General features: G+C 35.5%; 18 protein-coding genes. 7 read left to right on the top strand and 11 right to left on the bottom strand.

The annotated features are described in order from the left end of the window. Positions 1 to 73: 73 nt before the first annotated feature. Entirely contained in the window at positions 74 to 1,732 is a 1,659-nt protein-coding gene (locus HEQ28_RS01780; RefSeq protein WP_434503481.1) for a DUF4153 domain-containing protein, read from the bottom strand. Positions 1,733 to 2,481: 749 nt separating this feature from the next. Here HEQ28_RS01780 and HEQ28_RS01775 point away from each other — a divergent pair. The 5 genes from HEQ28_RS01775 to HEQ28_RS01755 all read left to right on the top strand — a co-directional run bounded on the left by HEQ28_RS01775 (position 2,482) and on the right by HEQ28_RS01755 (position 10,314). Then, positions 2,482 to 3,777, top strand: coding sequence for a hypothetical protein (locus HEQ28_RS01775; protein ID WP_434504407.1), 1,296 nt, complete (start codon positions 2,482 to 2,484; stop codon positions 3,775 to 3,777). A gap of 40 nt (positions 3,778 to 3,817) precedes the next feature. Next, entirely contained in the window at positions 3,818 to 5,026 is a 1,209-nt protein-coding gene (locus HEQ28_RS01770; RefSeq protein WP_434503480.1) for an imelysin family protein, read from the top strand. A gap of 82 nt (positions 5,027 to 5,108) precedes the next feature. Continuing rightward, positions 5,109 to 6,818 (top strand): di-heme oxidoredictase family protein, encoded by a 1,710-nt coding sequence (locus tag HEQ28_RS01765; RefSeq protein ID WP_434503479.1) that lies wholly within the window; start codon positions 5,109 to 5,111, stop codon positions 6,816 to 6,818. A gap of 56 nt (positions 6,819 to 6,874) precedes the next feature. Then, positions 6,875 to 9,121, top strand: coding sequence for a cytochrome c biogenesis protein (gene ccsA / locus HEQ28_RS01760; protein WP_434503478.1), 2,247 nt, complete (start codon positions 6,875 to 6,877; stop codon positions 9,119 to 9,121). 38 nt (positions 9,122 to 9,159) lie between these two features. Beyond that, complete coding sequence (locus tag HEQ28_RS01755) at positions 9,160 to 10,314, top strand: Rid family hydrolase (protein ID WP_434503477.1); 1,155 nt, start codon at positions 9,160 to 9,162, stop codon at positions 10,312 to 10,314. A 110-nt stretch (positions 10,315 to 10,424) separates the two neighbouring features. Here the strand turns inward: HEQ28_RS01755 and HEQ28_RS01750 are convergent, their stop codons facing one another. The 5 genes from HEQ28_RS01750 to HEQ28_RS01730 all read right to left on the bottom strand — a co-directional run bounded on the left by HEQ28_RS01750 (position 10,425) and on the right by HEQ28_RS01730 (position 14,485). Beyond that, positions 10,425 to 11,429 carry a hypothetical protein gene (locus HEQ28_RS01750; protein ID WP_434503476.1) on the bottom strand — a complete coding sequence of 335 codons (1,005 nt, stop codon included), beginning with the start codon at positions 11,427 to 11,429 and terminating at the stop codon, positions 10,425 to 10,427. A gap of 135 nt (positions 11,430 to 11,564) precedes the next feature. After that, on the bottom strand, positions 11,565 to 13,100 hold the full coding sequence (gene rny, locus HEQ28_RS01745) for a ribonuclease Y (RefSeq protein WP_434503475.1): 1,536 nt from the start codon (positions 13,098 to 13,100) through the stop codon (positions 11,565 to 11,567). 27 nt (positions 13,101 to 13,127) lie between these two features. After that, positions 13,128 to 13,427 carry a cell division protein ZapA gene (locus HEQ28_RS01740; RefSeq protein ID WP_434504406.1) on the bottom strand — a complete coding sequence of 100 codons (300 nt, stop codon included), beginning with the start codon at positions 13,425 to 13,427 and terminating at the stop codon, positions 13,128 to 13,130. Between the two features lie 8 nt (positions 13,428 to 13,435). After that, complete coding sequence (locus tag HEQ28_RS01735) at positions 13,436 to 13,729, bottom strand: hypothetical protein (protein WP_434503474.1); 294 nt, start codon at positions 13,727 to 13,729, stop codon at positions 13,436 to 13,438. A gap of 129 nt (positions 13,730 to 13,858) precedes the next feature. Next, entirely contained in the window at positions 13,859 to 14,485 is a 627-nt protein-coding gene (locus HEQ28_RS01730; protein WP_434503473.1) for a hypothetical protein, read from the bottom strand. 224 nt (positions 14,486 to 14,709) lie between these two features. Between HEQ28_RS01730 and HEQ28_RS01725 the strand changes: the two genes are divergently transcribed. Beyond that, positions 14,710 to 16,116: an undecaprenyl-phosphate glucose phosphotransferase gene (locus HEQ28_RS01725; protein ID WP_434503472.1), complete on the top strand. Its 1,407-nt coding sequence runs from the start codon at positions 14,710 to 14,712 to the stop codon at positions 16,114 to 16,116. 18 nt (positions 16,117 to 16,134) lie between these two features. Continuing rightward, positions 16,135 to 17,013, top strand: a complete 879-nt coding sequence (gene rfbA / locus HEQ28_RS01720) for a glucose-1-phosphate thymidylyltransferase RfbA (protein WP_434503471.1) — start codon at positions 16,135 to 16,137, stop codon at positions 17,011 to 17,013. A gap of 77 nt (positions 17,014 to 17,090) precedes the next feature. Here the strand turns inward: rfbA and HEQ28_RS01715 are convergent, their stop codons facing one another. Genes HEQ28_RS01715 through rfbD form a run of 5 tightly spaced genes read right to left on the bottom strand, consistent with a single transcriptional unit; the run spans position 17,091 to position 21,655 of the window. Then, the gene (locus HEQ28_RS01715) at positions 17,091 to 17,246 is read right to left on the bottom strand and encodes a hypothetical protein (RefSeq protein ID WP_434503470.1); all 156 of its coding nucleotides are present in this window, start codon (positions 17,244 to 17,246) and stop codon (positions 17,091 to 17,093) included. A gap of 36 nt (positions 17,247 to 17,282) precedes the next feature. Next, entirely contained in the window at positions 17,283 to 18,497 is a 1,215-nt protein-coding gene (locus HEQ28_RS01710) for a hypothetical protein (protein WP_434503469.1), read from the bottom strand. A 16-nt stretch (positions 18,498 to 18,513) separates the two neighbouring features. Then, positions 18,514 to 19,119, bottom strand: coding sequence for a UpxY family transcription antiterminator (locus tag HEQ28_RS01705; protein ID WP_434503468.1), 606 nt, complete (start codon positions 19,117 to 19,119; stop codon positions 18,514 to 18,516). Between the two features lie 16 nt (positions 19,120 to 19,135). Continuing rightward, positions 19,136 to 20,722 (bottom strand): peptide chain release factor 3, encoded by a 1,587-nt coding sequence (locus HEQ28_RS01700; protein WP_434503467.1) that lies wholly within the window; start codon positions 20,720 to 20,722, stop codon positions 19,136 to 19,138. A gap of 54 nt (positions 20,723 to 20,776) precedes the next feature. Then, positions 20,777 to 21,655 carry a dTDP-4-dehydrorhamnose reductase gene (gene rfbD / locus HEQ28_RS01695; RefSeq protein WP_434503466.1) on the bottom strand — a complete coding sequence of 293 codons (879 nt, stop codon included), beginning with the start codon at positions 21,653 to 21,655 and terminating at the stop codon, positions 20,777 to 20,779. Positions 21,656 to 21,698: the final 43 nt, after the last annotated feature.

Below are 21,698 nucleotides of genomic sequence, written 5' to 3'. Positions count from 1 at the left end.
AGAATGTTATTTATTATTGTTTGCAAAATTACATAAAAATAATCATAATCACAATAATCATTTGTAGGTATTATCAATAGAAGATTGTACCATAAAAATACAACTTTTTAGAGTTTTCAGAGAAAGAAAACGATGAAAAACATAACACTGCATTGCTACACTTGACTGGTACAATATATTTTGAGTTCTCTATACTCTTCATTTTTTTAATAGAAACTTCTATCGGCAACTTCATTTTTTTACCATTAACTTGATACTCAACAATGAAACTGATTTTATCTCCATCTACTTTTACCTTATTTTCAGTATAGCTATAATTTGGGATTACATGCTTATATCCATCAGGTATCATTAAAGCATTATCACAACAAAGATAATTAATTTCTATATCACAGATGCTCTTATCTTCGCTGAAATAGTTAATTCTCTCAAGAGTAAGAGAATCTGCAATATCAGCCAATTCCTTGTTTCCATACTGATTTTTAAGATAATAAAGGTTGCTGATAATATCATTCATTGAAGCATCATCATGTTTACTCCACTCTTTATATGTAGCAATATCCATTGGAAGTTTTGGAACTTTTGTCGCCTTTAAACCTTTTATTACATGAGATTTCAAAGAAGAAAATACCAAACTTGAAAAGTTTTGTGGTCCAACAGAAGAAAGCAAAAGCAATACTGTGAACGAGATTGGAATCCATACGATTCTCCTAGCCTTACTGACTATTAACCAGATACATACCCCATAACACCACAGATTGAATAAGGATATATAGAGTCTATTTGCTGTTATACCATAATCACTGATTCTACGTAATATACCAATTGACATCAATAACAAGAGTGGCAATACACACATCGGGAGCCATTTAATAATCTTCTTGTCTACATCATGCCCCTCACTAAACTGAGACGGATAAACGGCAACAATAATGATTGTCATCAATGTCATCAAAGCTGTTACAAGCCATGATACCCACCCTTCAGGTAATTCCCACTGAAAAATAATCTTAGCTGCATAAGCATAGAGAGTAATAAGGTAGGCTGTTGTAAGAGGAATAAATAGATAATGGATGATACCATACATAAATTTAGGAAGTCCTTTCACAGAATCATTGTGTATCTTATCATGCTTGGGAATAAGCTGAAGGAATAGGAAAGGTGCTATAAAACCATTGCATACAACTCCGACATCATAATAAGCATCGTCCCACAAGACTAAACCAAACAATTCCCTGAAAGATTCTAAAAGCAACATTACGCCACCCATAAGAATTTGAGCCACAGCAAATGATAAAATGAATGTAAGGAATGTATGATAAGTAAAATTCCATAATGAAATATCATCATTCTCCTTGAAGAAAGGAACGATAATAAATGCTATAGCAATTGTAAATGATAAAGCAAATACACAATTCCAAACAGTCTGATTCATATCACAATAAAAGCTGATATAAACAGCTACCGCCAACCAACACACATGTATTGCTCCTTGAATAATACGGCATCGCTTCAAATCATCAACTTCTTCCTCCCAAAGACGAAGAACACAGGTCAAAAGTGCAGCTGATCCAGAATAGAATATATTAAAAAACTGAGCATCACTGCTTTTATCAAAACCATAATAGATTAGACTCACCGTCAACCATAACAGAAAAAATATGCTAATTGGAAAGCGCTTGCAACTAAGTATGAAGTTGCCTTTGAGTTTTTCTAATGTAAGTTTTTCCATTTTCTAATGTATTAAATTAAGCTTAACGTAAATTCAAATAAACAATCATGCCTATTATGAGTACAAAGATATTAAAAATAATGACACTTCTCTTCATAACATCATTTTTTAACATCAGTCATCACACTCGAATAATCATAAATCACATAGGGCCACCCTCACAGGCAGCCCTATACTGTTCAAAAACATTATTAATTTTATCTTTTCTTTTACTCTAAAGAAATCAAACTTTGAAGTTTAAACTTCCAAAAGAATCCTATTATAAATATTACAGTTAAGTTTTCATTATCTTCATTTATATATTATATTACAATAAAAGCCAACATAACATCAATGATAATTTTACATTGGCAAAGGTAGACTATTTATTTTATAGCGACAATACCTAAAGATTATGAATTTATATTCAAGGTAAATTACATTAAGATGTCAGCAAAAATATACCTAAATATGATGATATTATTTTTACCAATTTTTGAGTATTGCGCAATATCCATAATGACATTACCTTTGCAAACGAAACGAAATTGGAATGTGAAGAACATTGCCATTCACGTATTATCAAGACTATACTATAACAAATTCTTTACACTACAGAACTAGCCTTAATACGAGACTGCAAAATGTAAGACACCTTTCAATGACGTATCCCAGGCTTGAGAACTTATAAAAACAAGTAATCAACCTGGGATTTAATATAGAATAAATGATAACTAATAAAAAGATAAATGAATAATTTAAAACATGTAATGACAGCATGCGTATTAGCCGGAATAGGCATTTCTATTCCGAGCACTTCTAACGCACAAGTTTCAACCTCAGACAGTGTCATGAATCATGCCAACAAACAAAAGCTTAGTGTTGGTGGATATGGAGAAGTGGCTTATAGCCGTGAATTCTATAGTGATAATGTTTATAGGTATTCTAAAGCAAGTGCATACAAGAATGATCCAAGCCATGGAAAATTTGACATTCCACATGCTGTAATATATCTAAGCTATGATTTCGGCAAAGGCTGGACTATGGGATCAGAGATTGAATTTGAACATGGCGGAACTGGAGTATCTTATGAAAAAGAATATGAAGAAAGTGGAGAATGGGAACAGGAAGTTGAGAAAGGTGGAGAAGTTGAACTAGAACAATTCTGGCTTCAAAAGACATTTTCACGTGGATTGAATGTTCGTTTCGGACACATCGTTGTTCCAATAGGACTTACTAATGCGCATCATGAACCACTCAACTTCTTTACAGTATATAGACCTGAAGGCGAAGCTACTATATTTCCATGCACATGGCACCAGACTGGAGCTAGTATTTGGGGAAGAGTCGGGAAATTTAAATATGAATTACAGTTCCTAGCAGGATTAAACGCATTGAGTTTCAGTCGTGACAACTGGATACAAAAAGGCGGAAGTTCGGCTTTTGAATTTGAACCGTCAAACAAATATGCTATAGCACTAAGAATTGACAATTACTCTATACCTGGATTAAGGCTTGGAATCAGTGGATATTATGGTCATAGCATAGACAACTCTCTTGGCAGAGAGGCAAGTGACGAGGCTAGTTCAAGAAACTTGAAAGGCGCAGTAACAATTGGCACATTTGATTTTACTTATAATGCCCATAACTGGATTGTAAGAGGAAACTTTGACTACGGACATCTTGGCGATGCTAACGACGTGAGACTGCTTACTGGAAGACAGACCAAAACGTCTCCTTTCAATCGAGATTATGTTGGTAAAGCTGCAATCGCTACAGGCATTGAGGCTGGATGGGATGTGTTTTCACAGATTCAGAAACTAAGACAAGATAAACAAAAATTCTATGTATTCGGCCATTATGAATATTACAATTCATATATACCTACTTCAGAAGAGCCTGCTTATCCATACACGAAAAAGAATCGTATGGCTTTCGGAATCAACTACTACCCTATTTCACAGATAGCCATCAAAGCAGAATACTCAAAGAGACTTCTACAAAGCGGATATAATAATGAACCTTCTTTCTCGATAGGGATTGCGTATGAAGGATTCTTCTTATAAAACTACATATAAATATTTGTAATAATTAAAAACAAAGAAAATGAAAAAATTAGCACACTATTCAATGGCATTACTGCTATGTACCGTATTCACATACGGAATGTCATCTTGTTCTGATGATGATAACAAAACATCATCTACAACCTTAAGTGAGGGAGACCAATTGCTACAACAAGCTATTGCCGCAGACGTGAACAACACAATAAACCCGACCTATAAAGCTCTTGCAGACAGCTGTTCGCAATTATACGAGGCACTGGCTGCCATGAAAACAGGCAACATTACTCAGACACAGGTAGATGCTGCATGCAAGATATTTCTAAATGCACGAAGCAATTATGAACGCAGTGAGGCGTTTCTACTTGGTGCTGCTTCACACTTCAGCATTGATCCACATATAGACTCATGGCCGCTGGACCTTGCTTCTTTACAAAAGTTGCTAACAAGTAATAACAGCATTGCGACTGCTAGCAATTATGATCAAAGTCTTATCGGCTTCCACGGAATTGAGTTTATATTATTCCGTGACGGAAAAAGCAGAAATGCACAAGAGCTAAACAGTAAAGATACATACAATCAAGACGGAATGGATTTCACAACTGTTAGTGGTGCCCGCGAGATAGAATTTGCTGCTGCCGTTTCAGAAGACTTACGCAACAGTGTATACCAACTTGAATGTGCATGGAATGAGAACGCGCCAAAAAGTCATTTCGACAAACTAGACAATCTTGGAAAGGCATATACAACTGACCTTGAAAAGTCATACGGATATGATCTACAGAATGCAGGAAACAGCGGTAGTACATATACATCTGTCAAAGCTGCAGTAAGTGCTATTCTTAGCGGTGATCATGGGTCAGCAGGAATTGCAGACGAAGTTGGTAACACAAAAATAAACAACCCATACTCTGGTGCTGACGTTAGCTACATAGAATCACCATATAGTCAACACTCACTTATTGATTTCCAAAACAACATACACAGTATTGAAAACATTTGGTATGGTGGAACTGCAAATAATCGCAGCAACGGAAAATCATTCCATGATTATTTTGCAAAATATGACGCAGAAACAGGTAAGCGTGTTGAAACAGCCATAACGAATGCATTGGCACAAATAAAAGCAATCCCTGCACCATTCGTAAATAATTATAAGAATGCACAATGTGCTAAAGCTATTTCTGCATGCCAGGAACTTAGCGATGCATTAAGTGCGGCAGACCAGTTTGTACAGAAAACAAATAAATAACCCGTCATAATTATTTTTTATTTAGAAAAGGAGTTTGCCATTTAATATGGCATTCTCCTTTAAACTATTAAATACCCACATTATGAAATTATCAAAAATCAGCAAAACTTTATTTATAGGACTGTCAACAGTAGCTATATTATCATGCACTGACAATGACACTGCTGATATTGTCAATCCAAACGCAGGTGTAGATTCAGCAAACAATGTGTTTACGGCTGCAGAATGGAATCCAGGTGGAGAACTTGGAACAACATCAAATGAAGAGGGATGCTATTCCAATCCGTCTCCGTATGTAGAAAACAACGGAATGTATCAAACGTTTAAAAAGGGAGAAACATTTTTTGAGAACGACTTTACACTAAACACGCAGCCACGTCGTGGTTTAGGACCAGCATGGGTAAGATCCAGCTGCATGTATTGTCATCCATCATACGGTCATGGCAAACGCATGGAACGTTATCAAGCCAATGATATGGGAAATGGATACCTACTTGTTGTGTATCATCCTACAGCAGGAACAGACATTAACGGTAATGCGTATGCTGCAAACAGTTATATTTCGGAGGTTACAGGTATGCCTCAAACAAAAGCGATGGATCCATTCCTCGCTCCTATCGACGAAAGCCAGATTAGTATAAAATGGAAGAAAGCTACCGACGAGCACAGTAACAAGTTTCCAGACGGTGAAAGTTATGATCTCATATATCCGGATGTGACTATTCCTCAATCAGCATTTAACACTGATCCTAAGCCTGACAACTATGAAGTTCGTCTTGAATCAACTATTGGCATTTATGGAACAGCACTTCTAGATGCAATTCCTGATGATTCGCTGCAAATGCAGTATGCTCACGAATCACCTTATGTTACATTAAATCCAGCTATGTGGGACGCAGCATCAAAGACATGGGCTCCTAGTGCATGGTATACGCTTGCTGATGGAGACAAACGTATTAAAAAGTTCACTTATGCTTTGACACGCGGATCATTACAGGATGGACCTGGAGCTAATGCTATGTGGAATATAACAAACGTAACACGCAGTGACAGACATTATCTATACACGACAAAAGCATGGGCAAAAGCAATGTCTGAAAATCCAAATGTCATAAAGTATATTCAAGATAATGGTGCTACAAAAACATCTCTTCTACATCCGTATTATGCAGACGGAAGCAAAGATAGCGTGAGTTATCTAGTAAACCTATTACTAGGACTAAACTCTAAATCAGACTCACAGACATACGAAAAATACTTTGTAAACAACGATAGTAAAGGCGAGGAAATGAGTGACCAAGACTATTATGACTTTATGGTATGGCACAGAGGATTAGCTATACCAAAAGCACGTGGTCTGAATACCGATAAAGTAAAAAGAGGCAAAACTCTATTTTATTCTATGGGATGCACAGGTTGCCATCGTCCATCATGGACTACTGGTAATGACGAATATTGGAAAGACTACATTGTTAGGAATCAAGGACCGTTACCAAGATATGCACATCAGAAGATATGGCCATATACAGACATGGTTCAACACAAATTACACATGGAAAATGACATACGCTCAGGCTGGTGTCGCACAACTCCGTTATGGGGAAGAGGACTTAGCTATCAGGAAACTGGTGCTCATGACAGGCTGCACGATTGTAGAGCCAGAAACGTAGTTGAAGCGATCATGTGGCATGGATACAGTAAGAACAGTGATGCATACAAAGCTTCACAAAAATTCTATAATCTACCTAAAGATGATAGAGATGCCGTTGTGAGTTTCATAAATGCAATATAATCAAAATTAACTATAAGGCCCGTCAATGTATATTGGCGGGCTTAAATACAAACAAAATGAGGCAAAAAATAAAAAGATCTATCACTACATTATATGTTACTATCATCATAGTAATGGCTGCAGCTACATTCATAGAATATTCAAAAGGTACACAATTTGTCTCAACGCATATTTATGGTTCGTGGTGGTTTTGTATGCTTTGGGGTGCATTAGCCATAGGCACAATAACATATATAATAAAGATGCGCATGCATTCTGCAACCCTATTGCTACTACATACTTCATTTATCGTGATATTGACAGGTGCACTCATCACACATTTGTTTGCGATTAAAGGACTTGTCCATATAAGAAAGGGTATAACGACAAATCAATATATCGTGAACAATGGCAAAGAAATAAAAACACTGCCATTCAACATACGGCTAAACAATTTTAATATAATATATAATAATGGCACATCGGCGCCCAAAGATTATATTTCGTATATCACTATTACAGATGACAAACAAAGTAAAGATGGATATATTTCTATCAACAACATTTTTACATATAATTTCGTAAGGTTATATCAGACTTCATACGACGATGATGGAAACGGAACGTATCTCACAATAAACTCAGATCCCTACGGTATAGCCATTTCATATACAGGCTATGCATTACTTTTCTTTTCGTTAATATGGCTACTAATAGATCCTAATGGTTCGTATCGGAAACTGCTTAAATCACCTTTGCTTAAAAAAGGAATGTTGTGCATCATGTTTCTATGCGGATTTTCTTCGGTAACACAAGCCGCATCGACGCTACCTGATATCTCTGCTAATAAGTTTGGCAAACTAGACATTATGTACAACAATAGGATATGTCCTATTCAGACATTTGCAATAGACTTTACGGAAAAGCTTTACGGAAGCTCATCGTATAATGACTATTCAGCAGAGCAAGTCTTGACTGGATTTATATTTTGGAATGATGAATGGAAGAATGAACCTATTATCAAAATAAAAGACAATACGATTAGAAAGTATTTTGGATTACCTAAATACATTTCTATCAATCAACTTTTCGATAAGAATCTAGGTTGGTACATACTCGGACCTACTGTTCAGGAATACTATCAAGGTAATCATGACAAACTGCATAAAGCTGTAGTTGAAGTTGATGATAAGGTGCAACTGATAATGTCGTTACGACATGGAGAACCATTTAAGATATTTCCTTATGGTAAAGGGGATAACATAATATGGTATAGTCCTAAAGCGCAAGTTCCGAAGAGTATGGACACAGACAAGTCTATGTTTGTCAAAAATATATTCACATTGTTAAATCAGTCTGCACATTCAGGAGACTATAATCAATTCAATTCGTTGATTGCTAAAATAAGAATATATCAAGAACAAAACGGAGGAAATACATTACCCTCAGTAACACAGATTATTGCCGAACTTACTTATAATAAAATTCCATTTGCTAATATTCTATTTATGATCAATATTACAATGGGATTTATAACTCTATTCTATTATATATATAGATTGACAAGTATAAAAAATAACAGACATACTACTAAAATAATATCATATACATCTATTATAATAATGCTTTTATCGTTTATAGCATTAACATATTGCGAAATATTAAGATGGATTATTAGTAAGAATATACCGATGGCAAATGGATACGAAACGATGCTATTATTGGCTTGGTTCGTAATGTTGTTCTCACTAATTTTTTATCATAGATTTAAAATTCTTATAACTTTCGGATTCCTTATGTCTGGCTTCTTTCTTCTTGTATCACATATAGGGCAAATGGATCCTCAAATTACTCCCATCATGCCAGTATTGTCATCACCATTATTGAGCATCCACGTATCAATAATTATGATGTCATTCGCTCTTCTGTCACTTACATTTATATGCGGATTGACAGCGTTGATATTATATGTTACACATAGAATAAAGCATGATGAAAAGACTATTATTGATAATCAATTATCATCATTATACTTACTGTCTAAAATATTATTATATCCTGCAATGTCTGCATTGGGAATAGGAATCTTCGTGGGTGCAATCTGGGCTAATATTTCGTGGGGACAATATTGGAGTTGGGATCCAAAAGAAGTATGGGCTTTGATTACATTTATGTTTTATGCAATTGTATTACACAAGAAATCATTACCAGTATTCAATAGCCCATTATACTATCATATATATACTACGCTTGCATTTGCAATGATACTCATGACGTATTTCGGAGTAAACTACTTCTTAGGAGGTATGCACTCTTATGCCTAAATGCAACTTGATTAATTAATAAATAAACAACAACAAATATGCTACAAGAAAAATCATTCAAAGAAACAGTAAAACTAAACGATGCGTATGCTGAAGTATTCTGCTTTGCAAACAACACGGAAGCTAGAGAATATCATGTTACAGTTCATGTAACAAATACAGAACTAAATTTCAAACAACAGCTTGAAACATTGATTAACGCATACAATGAAATTAGAATTAATATTACAGGCAATGCAGTTGCCGTTTTTAAGAGATACTTCCTTAGTGATTCAGCAAATCAAGAAAATGAAGTCTATAACATGGAGACTAGTGACTGTGCTATTTCTGTGATTCAGCAACCACCCATTGACGGGAGTAAAATAGCACTATGGACTTATATGATAACAGGAATTAAGACGCGTGTTTTGCAAAATGGTTTATATAGAGTAGAGCATAATACGTATACACATCTCTGGTTAGGGAATTACAATAAACTTGAATTCAATTCGGAATATCAAACACGTATTTTACTTCAAAACTACGTGATGAAACTTATTGAAACAGGATGTACTCTTGCTGATAATTGCGTAAGGACTTGGTTCTTTATAAATGATATTGATAATAATTATAATGGAGTCGTAAAAGCTCGTAATGAAATTTTCATGACTCAAGGTCTAACACCTAAGACACATTACATATCAAGTACAGGGATTGGTGGACGGCAATCAAATCATAAAATATTAGTCCAAATGGACGCATATTCTATCAACGGATTAAAACAAGGTCAAATGAAATACGTTTATGCACCTGAATATATGAACCGCACAAGCGAATATGGTGTAAGCTTTGAACGAGGTACATATATTGACTATGGAGACAGACGACATATTTATATCTCTGGAACAGCAAGCATTGACAACAAAGGCAATATACTACATATTGGAAATATACAACAACAGACTCTGCGTATGCTTGAAAATGTAGGAGCTCTATTAGATGAAGCTGATATGGGCTTTACAGATATAGGTGTAATGATTGTATATCTACGTGATATAGCTGATTTCAGGACAGTTAAAAAGATATTTAACCATAAATTTGAAAACATCCCATGCATAATTGTTCATGCATCTGTATGCAGACCTGGTTGGCTAATCGAAATGGAATGTATTGGCGTTAAGGATTTGGCAAACAAACAATTCAAGACGTTCTAATATATTTTGTAAAAACAATATATTAAGAAAGAATTCATGAAATGGTATTATACATAGATATCTATATCACTTCATGAATTTTCTGGTTTGATGCGATAAAGAAACTGTAATCAAAAGCTGACCGTGTACCCGAGACTTAAAGCAAATTGAGTACTAGTTTCTAAGCAATCATAATCACGGATATCATATTCTGCCTTGAATATTAAATTCGGAATCGGGACTATATTCATTCCTAAGGTATATTTTTTTGTGTTATTCAAAAGCTTACTACAAACATAGTCATAACGTAAGAAAGGAATTATCTGGGAATGGAATTTAGAATCGTCATTATTAAACATAAGATTATATCCACATTCATACCCAAAAGACTTACCATTACCTTCGCTGCAATATATTATTGAACCGTCTAATAAAAAGCCATTAACAGAATAATCCATATCAAACGAAAGATAATTCAAAGATGCACATGAATATTGTTCTGAGGTTTCCCTACCGATCATTCCATGACATCTCTTTCCTAAATACCCACTAAAGCCCAATCTTAAAGATTCAGCAACACGATAATCTGCTCGACCCGCTAATCCCAGCACCTCAAATGTATTAAGATAAGAAGTAGCTGTTACAGAATATGCCACCCTTTTATACTCACCAAATAAAGATATACCTGATTCATGCCACACCATTGGAAGCATATCTGCTTCACTCTCTGGATCATCTATCGTAAGTGCAGGTCCTCTACTATTTGTCATGCCTACAGGAATGTCGACAATACCAACTTTTACATTTAATGTATTAGTAAAACTTTTAGTAACATATAGCGCATTAGAGCAAAATTCGTTATCTAAATTATGACCCCATCCATGATTCTCATACAAATGTTCATACTCAAATTCGGATGTGACAGACCATCCATTTAAAAGACTTAACCTACCTCCTATTATTACATGGGGACAACTCAAAGATACCTGTTCATTACCCATACAATTTGGACCAAAACGAACTTCCATATTTGCTACACCAGTAAAAACAACAGGACGCAATGAATCATTTTGAGCAGAAACGTCATTACCACAATATAATAAAATAACTAAAAAAGCGAACCTTACTTGTGCCATAAATTATTAAATTCTTTACAGCTGCAAAGTTAACTACAAAATCAAGTGATTTGCAATACCCAAAAATTATGATTTAAACAAAAAAAATCCTCCCACAATAATGTGGGAGGATTAATATATTAATATAAACTTCTTTTATTTTGCGTATGCTACAGAACGTGTTTCACGAATAACTGTAATCTTAACCTGTCCAGGATAAGTCATTTCATTCTGAATCTTAGTTGCGATTTCATCACTCAACTTAAGACTTTCGTCATCATTCATCTTATCTGCGCCAACAATGACACGAAGCTCACGACCAGCCTGAATAGCATAAGTCTTAGTAACTCCAGGATAACTCATTGCAATAGCCTCCAAATCATTAAGACGCTTGATGTAAGCCTCTACGATTTCGCGACGAGCACCAGGACGAGCACCAGAAATAGCATCACAAACCTGAACAATAGGAGCAAGCAATGTTGTCATTTCCTCTTCATCATGGTGAGCTCCAATAGCATTACAAATATCTGGTTTCTCCTTATATTTCTCAGCTATCTTAGCGCCATACAATGCGTGTGGCAATTCACTCTCCTCATCTGGCACCTTACCAATATCATGAAGTAATCCAGCACGTTTGGCCTTCTTTGGATTAAGTCCTAGTTCACTTGCCATTACTGCACAAAGATTGGCAGTCTCACGAGCATGTTGCAACAAGTTCTGTCCATAACTTGAACGATATTTCATCTTACCGATAATACGGATAAGCTCAGGATGCAAACCATGAATACCAAGGTCAATAGCTGTACGCTTACCTGTTTCAATAACTTCGTTTTCAAGTTGCTTCTTAACTTTGGTAACAACCTCCTCAATACGTGCAGGATGAATACGACCATCAGCAACAAGTTGATGAAGAGCAAGACGACATACCTCACGACGAATAGGATCGAATGCGCTTATTACAATAGCCTCTGGAGTGTCATCAACAACAATTTCCACACCTGTTGCAGCCTCTAAAGCACGAATATTTCTACCTTCACGACCAATAATGCGACCCTTAACTTCATCATTTTCTATATGGAAAACACTTACAGAGTTTTCAATAGCAGCCTCAGTAGCTACTCTCTGTATTGTCTGAATTACGATTTTCTTAGCCTGCTGGTTAGCATTAAGCTTAGCATCGTCCATAATCTCATTAATGTAACTTGCAGCATCAAGTTTTGCTTGATCTTTAAGGCTCTCAACAAGCCTGCTCTTAGCTTCATCAGCACTAAGTCCAGAAAGTTCTTCTAGCTTAGCTTGCTCCTGCTTCTGCATCTTTTCAAGCTCCTGCTGTTTTACAGATAATAACTTCTTTTCATTATCGATTCTCAACTGTCCTTGTTCAACATCAGACTTTTTTCTTCCAAGTTCTTCCTGACGCTGATTAAGTGAAATTTCACGCTGTTTCAAGCGATTCTCACTTTGTTGGATTTTCATATTGCGCAGCTGAACCTCTTTTTCAAGTTCACTCTTTTTATTCAGGAATTTCTCCTTCACTTCCAAGAGCTTCTTTTCCTTTAGAACTTCAGCTTCCTTAGCGGCAGCATCAACGACTTCTTTATATTTTCCCTTAACGACATAACGGAAAAAAGCATAGCCAACAGCACCCCCTATAAAGAGTGCGACTAATGCAATTATTATTGATTCTATCATAGTTTTATGTAATTAATAATATTCTTTTTACTTCAATGCGTCTTCGATTTCAGAAGTCAACTTTCCAAGAATATCACTATAAGGTCCAGTATCATTACGTGTAGATTCTTTTTCATATCTAAGCGCAATATCAATAAGGGCCATATACAATAAATCCTTATCCGTTTTACGTCCTTTGAAAACGTCAGCATAAGTATTTACTGTATCTGTTATAAGTTTTGCAGCATCACGATACAGTTTTTCTTCGTCGCGAACAACGTTCACGGACATTTCTGTATCATATACGTGTAATCTTATATGTAACTTGTCTTTGTTGTCTTCAGCCATCGCTTCTGTCATTTTTCACTCAGTAGCGTTATACACTTGTTTACGTCTCTGATTAGCTTCTGCAATCGTTTCTGAGCGCTTTCCATATCGCCGTCTGTTATTTCCAGCATCTTAGCCATCTTCAAACTATTGTAATCATTTTGCGCCTGAGTAATCTGAGCTTTCAGATTTTCCACCTGTTTGTCTTTCTCGTCAACCATAGAATATAATTCAGCATTTTCTTTCTTCAATTCCTTGTATTGAAGAATCATCTGCCTCACCCTGGTAGAAAAAAGGTTTAAAGTATCCTCACTAGCGGTCATAAATATACAATTTGGTTACAAATTTAGTTTAATAAATTGAAATATCCAAATTTTACTTAAAGTTTTTGTTTAATCATAAACAAAAATACCAATTTAAAGTTTCATTTGAATACTAACTAAAAAACTATTCTATTTTTTTGTTTCAGCATCAGGCTTAGGTTCTTTCTTTGCCAACATGACAACATTGAACACAAAATCAGTAATCCATTTTTCACTGAAACCTAAACGTTTTTCATATTGTCTTATTGCCATAACAGCTTTTACCACACTAGGATCACTGTAATCATTTTTTACGAACAAGTTTTTCACAGTCTTCTCCGTCATAGAATAAAGTAATTTCTTCATGAAAGAAGGCAGTCTCAATTTAAATTTCATCAAGTTTCCCATAAGCATCATAAGATCCTGAGAGAATCCTTGAAACTGAATCATATAAGGTTGTACATCTTGTAATTTATGACAATTTTTACGAATGCTTAAATCTATTTCCTTAAAGAATTCATCTTTAAGTCCATAAATCTCTTTCATCATTTTTTTACAATGATTTCTTTCCCCCAACCCTAATTTATTATTTAATGTTGGAACATGAAGTGTTGTCTTAAAAGTTCTTAAATCTGGCAACATTCCAAGATTATTTATACCAATATTAGCTGCCAATGAAGCTTGAAAGTAAACCCTAATGAGAGTCATAAAGTCTTCCATTCCGCCAACTTTCACTTCTTTATTTTTTTTACCGAATAGTTTAGAAAATATTTCCATAACGTTTTTTCAATATATACTTTTTCTTAAAATAGTTTACACTTGTGCAAAGATATATATTTTTATCCAATAAACCTAATTTTTTAAAGCTAATAACAAGAGCAAAAACATTATTGAAAAAAAGGACAACATGGATGAATGTTTTTAATATTATTTTTATTATCTTTGCGACATAATCAGTATTTTTAGTGATCTGATACGAACTATACAGAAAAGACATTCAAATGAGACAGAACGTAAGCGGAAATGATCTCGCAAAGAAATTGGTGATTATCAGTGATTTCGTGATTATTAATATTATATTATCATGTTACATTTTACTGACTCCTGATTTTGTTCCAGGATACTTTCATAGTGCAACAAAAATAACAATTCTAACAGCTAATTTTGCTATGGTGATTGGTCAATATTTTTTTCAAACCAAAATCCATTATCGTAAAATCAGTTTTGAAGAGATATCCGCACGAGTTGCAAAACTAGTATTAACGCACGTCGCTTCTATGGGTATATTCTTGGGCTTTCTCAGCGACACACCAACACATTTCAAATTTGTATTCATCTATGGATTATCAGTTTACTTAACTATAATGCTAGCCCGCTTTTTTGAGAGAAAGTTACTAAAACACATCCGACAATTGGGAAGGAATACTAGAAGTGTTATAATGATAGGTAACGACCCTGCTTTGGTAAACCTATACAACACAATGGTTGGAGATCCCACAACAGGCTATCGCGTGAAAGGATATTACAGCAACAATATTATTGCCAACAATCCACAAAATATGAATTATCTTGGCGATATAAAAGCTCTGTACTACAAAATGGATAATAATCCAGATACGTCAGTAGACGACGTGTTATGCAGTTTAAGCCATGATGACAATGATGAAATTGCGAGAATAATGAAATTTTGTGATGCACATTTAATACATTTCTATTATATTCCGCGTATGTTTGGTAACTATCGACTTAGACTTAAGCCTGAGATGATGGGAGATACGTTGACATATACAAATCATCTTGAACCTCTTTCTAGCATAACAAACAAGTTAATTAAAAGACTGTTTGACGTCATAGTGAGTACAACTTTCTGCATCTGCATGATTCCGATAATACCTATTATCGCTTTAATAATCAAGATTCAAAGTCCTGGTCCTATTTTTTTCAAACAGGAACGTACAGGATTTGCAGGAAAGACATTCTACTGCTATAAGTTCCGTAGCATGCATGTAAACCAAGATGCTGATATAGCACAGGCTACAAAAAACGACCCTCGAAAATTTGCTTTCGGAAATTTTATGAGGAAAACCAACATTGACGAACTTCCGCAATTCTGGAATGTATTAAAAGGGGACATGAGTATCGTTGGACCACGTCCTCACATGCTACACCACACAGAGATATACAGTGAATTAATTGATAAGTACATGGTTCGCCATTTCTGTAAACCTGGAATTACAGGTTGGGCACAAGTTACAGGATTCCGTGGTGAGACAAAAGAACTCTGGCAAATGGAAGAAAGAGTTGAAAGAGACATCTGGTATATTGAGCACTGGACATTCATGCTTGACATTAAAATAATTTACAAGACAATAAAGAGTGTCATCATACCAGATAAACACGCATATTAATATAAAAGACAATTATAGATGAAAGGTATTGTTTTAGCAGGTGGTTCTGGCACACGCCTCTACCCTATTACCAAAGGCATAAGCAAGCAACTTATACCTATTTTCGACAAACCAATGATATACTATCCTATTTCAGTATTAATGCTTGCTGGAATAAAGGATATATTGATTATATCTACCCCTTTTGACCTTCCTGGATTCAAGCGTTTACTTGGTGACGGGAAAGATCTCGGAGTGAATTTTCAGTATGCAGAGCAACCTAGTCCTGACGGACTTGCGCAGGCTTTTATTATTGGTGAAGAATTTATTGGAAATGATTCTGTCTGCCTTGTATTGGGCGACAACATATTCCACGGTGCAGGATTCAGCAGTATTCTTAAAGAATGTGTTATTGATGCCGAAAAGAATAATATGGCTAGTGTATTCGGGTATTACGTCAACGACCCAGAAAGATATGGTGTAGCTGAATTTGACAAGAAAGGAAACTGCCTTAGCATTGAGGAAAAGCCAGAAAATCCTAAGAGTAACTATGCTGTTGTTGGACTCTATTTCTATCCAAACAGTGTTGTTGACATCGCAAAGAACATCAAACCTAGTGCAAGAGGCGAACTAGAAATTACAACAGTCAATCAGGAATATCTTAATCGCAAGAGCTTGAAAGTGCAACCTCTTCAACGTGGTTTTGCATGGTTGGACACGGGCACTCATGACAGTTTGTCTGAAGCAAGCACATTCATTGAGGTTATTGAGAAACGTCAGGGATTGAAAGTCGCCTGTCTTGAAGAGATTGCTTACAGACAAGGTTGGATAGACCTTCAGCAGCTAATAAACGACGCTAAGCCAATGCTAAAAAATGAATATGGCAAATACTTAATGGAACTTGCCAACAATCAATAACAAAACAAGATAATATAAATTAATGCGGTTAATGTAACATACATAATTATTATGATGTCATTAACTGCATTATTATTTTACGATGCTTCAACACCATCTTGTGCATCAGGAATAACATCAGGAGTAAAATTCATTATATCCTGTTTAGAAGGATTTACTGATGAACTCAGCAACGAGATATTCTCTATAATTCGAATGTCTTTTATTTGTGGTTTTATATAGTTGTTCTTCATTGTCAGCTATTTCTTGTTCTCAATAATCAGAAATGCTTATTTCATTATTTTTCTTCCATTGATAATGTAAATTCCGTGTTGGAGTTGTCTACTATCATCACAATTCATTTTCACACCATCCAGACGGTAAATTTCTTTTTTTATGTGCCTATCTGCAAACGGAGTGTTTATCATAGTAGCTTCACCTTCGTCATATATCAATTTCATCAACGTATTATCAAGTTGCTCTTTCTCAGAAGTAAAATACCATCTATAAGGAGATATATAAACGTGCGGAGTATTACAGCATTTGCATATTTGATCCCCCTGAAAAATATATGAATCTTTCATTCCTATATTTTCACTCTTATACAATCCGTGAATAGTAAGTTCACCAACATTATACATACATTCCCCTTCACCATTAAAATCTAGCATTACATTATTGACAACATAGGCACTTGAATCGAACGTTCCCTTTAGTAGATAAGGTGTATTGGCTTTAATAATATCATTATCGCCCAATTCTGTGAATATGATTTTATAATCTGCATAATCAGTTGGGAGATAAACATGTGCATTAGCACCTAAAACGTTCTTATAATTAGGTATATCAAATGGGACAATAAATGTATTGACTTCATCATCTTTCAATGTTCTAGCTAATTTAATACTAACTACAACAGGACTTATTTTGTCTAAGTCTCTATTTTCATCAACGAGGATTATAGGGGAATCCATCCTACAGATCTGCACATCTACACATTTTTTTAGTATTGATGGATAAAAAGTATAATCGATATTGTTATAATAAACAAGGTTCTTTCCACCTACATTTATTTTCATATCATCACCAGAACCGACAAATTTCACGTAACAAGAACTATCAAAAGTCTTCTTAAGATACGTATACGAACTATTATAATTATTTGGTGAAGAACTTAAAAATCTACTACCGAAGTTAAGATTCATAAGTCCCCATTGGTCACCTATCTTGCATAATTTCCACAAGTTACTGTAACCTATAGACTTATTTTCAGTTACGCTTAAATTTTCAACTCGCTTAAATTGATAAAGAGAATCATCATCAATTACATGCCACCCGTCAAACGTATAGCACATATTTGTTACAGGATTGAATCCGCGCAGAGTATAAATATTTCCGTCGATAAGTTCTGTTTCGCTATTGATTTTTTGAATACCGCTTGATTCCGCAAAACAATTAAGTGATAGTAAAATAAAGAATAGTAGTAATTTTAGTTCATGTTTCATGATTATTTTAATCTTTTTATTCTAAAGCCACGCAACACCATTTTGTTACCTTTAGTAAAACAGCCATTCCTGGAACATCTTTCAATAAGTAGTAGTTTTTATTTGCCCTAACAAGCTTACCAGAAAGTCCCTGCAATGGACCTCGTTTCACCCTTACTAGAGTGCCAGTCTTTAGGTGTGCTTGTTCTTCACTAATAAACTTTTTTAGTAGTATATCAGGATTACACATCATCATAAACTCATCCATTTGCCTTGCAGGTATTTCGCAATATCTCTTGTCACTCTTGCTCACCGTAATGATGCTCATCTTAATGTTTGAAGCGCTGATTACTTTTTTGATATCAGCATCATCTTTGGTCTTTTTGAGAAATATAAGGTTTTTCACTACTGGGCGCAAAATATGCTTTATCTTGTGCTCACAATCTTCTTCATCTACATACTCCTGTGGAATAAATGTATCAAGACCGTTATCAGCTAAATACTCCTCAACCTTTTTCTGACTGAAACCATATAATTTTATTGCATACCAAGGATAACGATGCTGTTCGTCTTCGCCAACAACATTAGTCTGCGCATCAATATCTTCCATATTAATGGATGCTACATTCTTATCTTTATCCATGGTATGCAATAAAAAATTAGAATTCACTTGTGAAGTGGAACTTTATATTTTTAAAGTCTTGCTGTGCCATACTTAGCACGTAGCCACTATCTGCCAAGAACACATCTCTACCTTCTGTATCCTTAGCCATATACTGATATTTTCTCTTTTTAAAATTGTCCAGTTCCTCAGCATCATCAGACTCTACCCAGCAAGCCTTGTGCAGATGTACAGGTTCCCAACGACATTTGGCATTGTATTCATGTTCAAGACGATATTCAATAACCTCAAACTGCAACTGTCCTACAGTACCAACAACACGTCTGCCGTTAAACTGATTTACAAACGACTGAGCTACACCCTCATCCATAAGTTGCTCTATACCCTTCTGGAATTGCTTACTCTTCATCGGATCATTATTCTCGATATATTTAAACAATAACGGAGAGAAACTTGGCAATCCACGGAAGTGAAGTATTTCGCCTTCAGTAAGTGTATCTCCAATCTTGAAAATACCATTATCTGGCAAACCTACAATATCACCAGGATAAGCCTCGTCAACAGTATTCTTGCGTTGAGCCATGAACTGTGTAGGAGAAGAGAACCTCACTGTCTTACCTTGGCGTACATGCAGATATGGCTGATTTCTAACAAACTTTCCCGAGCATACTTTACAAAATGCTATACAGCTTCTATGATTAGGATCAATATTAGCAGTAATTTTGAATATGAATCCTGTAAATTTAGGTTCAGTAGCTTCCACCAGCCTCTCTTCAGCTTGTGTTGGACGAGGACTTGGGGCGATGTCTACAAAACAGTCAAGCAATTCCTGAACACCGAAATTATTAAGTGCAGATCCAAAGAATACTGGTGCAACTTCAGCGCTTCTGTAAGTCTCTTTCTCAAATTCAGGATAAACACCGTCAACCAATTCCAAATCTTCACGAAGTTGTTGTGCCTCACGCTCTCCTACTTGTGCATCAAGTTCTTTTGATGCTACGTCAACAGCAACCTTTTCTGTAACTCTCTGTTTATTTGGAGTAAACAAGTTCAACTGTTGCTCATAAATATTATATACACCCTTAAAGCGTAGTCCCTGACCGATAGGCCATGACAATGGGCGAACCTTTATACTCAGTTCTTCTTCAAGTTCATCAAGCAAATCAAAAGGATCACGACCTTCACGATCCATCTTGTTAATGAATATGATAACAGGAGTATTGCGCATACGGCATACTTCCATCAATTTTCTTGTCTGTGCCTCCACACCTTTTGCGCCGTCAACTACGATAATAGCAGAATCGACCGCAGTAAGAGTTCTATATGTATCTTCTGCGAAATCCTGGTGTCCTGGAGTATCTAGGATGTTCACCTTGTATGTTTCGCCAGTCTCACCATCAGGGAGATAATCAAACTCCATTACAGAAGTTGAAACAGAGATACCGCGCTGTTTCTCTATATCCATCCAGTCAGAAGTAGCAGTTTTGCGAATCTTATTATTCTTTACTGCTCCAGCAACCTGAATCTGTCCACCAAACAGAAGAAATTTTTCGGTAAGAGTTGTCTTACCGGCATCTGGGTGAGATATTATGGCGAAGGTTCTTCGCCTCTGAATTTCATTCATGAATAAAATCTAATATATAATTTTTAAATACAGACCGACAACATTGTTCCTATATCACGCTTTGAGCATATTGCCAATGCATTTCTTCAGACTGTCAGTCCAATAAGGTATCTTTATACCAAAGGTTTCCTTTAGTTTAGTTTTGTCAAGAACAGAATAAGAAGGGCGTTTAACTGGAGAAGGAAATTCATCACTGTGACAAGGCTGTATGTCACATTTTGTGTTTCCTGCCAACTCTGCTATTTTTATAGTGAAGTCATACCATGAGCATACTCCCTCATTGCTGAAATGATATATACCATCATTACCTTCATACTTTCTGTTTTCAACAATGTCGAATATCACAGAAGCTAGATCTCCTGCGTATGTAGGCGTACCACATTGATCAAATACCACCTTCAGTTCCGGCTTAGTAGCCGTAAGGTTCATCATTGTTTTAACAAAGTTTTTACCATACTCTGAGTAAAGCCATGAAGTACGTATAATGATATATTTTGCTCCGCTGTTCTGTATATTCTGCTCTCCATGAAGTTTTGTCAAACCATATACTCCAGTAGGAGTACCTTTTTGGTCTTCCTTACAAGGAATGTTGTATGGGTCACTGCCAAATACATAGTCTGTACTGACGTGAACAAGCAGTCCTCCAACTTCCTTCATGACGATTGCCAGATTTTTTGGAGCCGTAGCGTTCAGTGTTTCAACTATTTCACCAGCATTTTCAGCAGCGTCTACGTTGGTCCATGCCGCACAGTTAATGATACATTCAATACTGTTTTCAGCTATAGTCTTCCTTATATCTTCAATATTTGTGATATCTAGTTTGCTATATCCATCACAAACATCAGTGAAAATATAATTATCATTGCTGTTTTTTGCTATGAGTTGAATCTCATTACCCAACTGTCCGTTTGCCCCTGTTACTAAAATATTCATTTTTTCTATATTAACTTATAGCATGCCGCCTCGCCCAACACGA

Origin of the sequence: Prevotella sp., from assembly GCF_051059605.1 — a bacterium.
GTDB lineage: Bacteria > Bacteroidota > Bacteroidia > Bacteroidales > Bacteroidaceae > Prevotella.
The sequence above is the reverse complement of the archived record's forward strand: the minus strand, read 5'-3'. Positions and strand labels throughout refer to the sequence as shown.